A 628-nucleotide genomic window follows, 5' to 3' on the forward strand; every position below is an offset into this window, starting at 1 on the left:
CTGGCGGCTGAACATTTCGGCTACGAGCAGTCGCACGTGGAAAAGGATTACTGGGTATCGAAGATACTGCGGGATATTTCCATGTCCGAATATGCGGATAAGACCTACTTCAAAGGCGGGACTTCACTTTCCAAAGCCTACGGGCTGATAGAACGCTTCTCGGAAGATTTGGACTTGTTCGTGTTCACGGGTGACAAAGGTGCGTCCAAGCAGGCTGAAAAGACATTGAACAAGAAACTTTCCAAATACATAGCCGAACTTAACAGTGACATATACAAGGAAGATTTGTCGGAAACGGGCGGTAATTACCGCAAACTGTATTTCTCGTATGACAATGTATTTCAGGGTGTGGGACTAAAAGAGCATTTGGAAGTAGAGATAAAATCCTGTGACCTGCCGGACAAAAAACGGATGTTCTACCCGGCGGACAAGCAGGTTATCAAACCGATTGTGACCGCCTTTCTTGAAAGTATCGGGCAAGAGGAACTGATAAGCACCTACGGGCTGGGAAGTTTTGAAACGCAGTGTATCAACCCCCGAAAGACTATCTGCGACAAGGTTTCAAGGCTGGTAAAGCTGTCTTACAATGAGGATGCAGCCGCACTGTTGGCAAAGCATATCCGTGACG

The 628-nt window shown here is 47.1% G+C and carries 1 protein-coding gene; it reads left to right on the plus strand.

Annotated features, from left to right (window positions below; translation table 11 throughout):
- Positions 1 to 628: nucleotidyl transferase AbiEii/AbiGii toxin family protein (locus H8S64_RS22280; protein WP_186978744.1), on the plus strand; the 628-nt coding region annotated here is incomplete at both ends.

Source organism: Butyricimonas hominis (genome assembly GCF_014287455.1).
Lineage (GTDB): Bacteria > Bacteroidota > Bacteroidia > Bacteroidales > Marinifilaceae > Butyricimonas > Butyricimonas muris.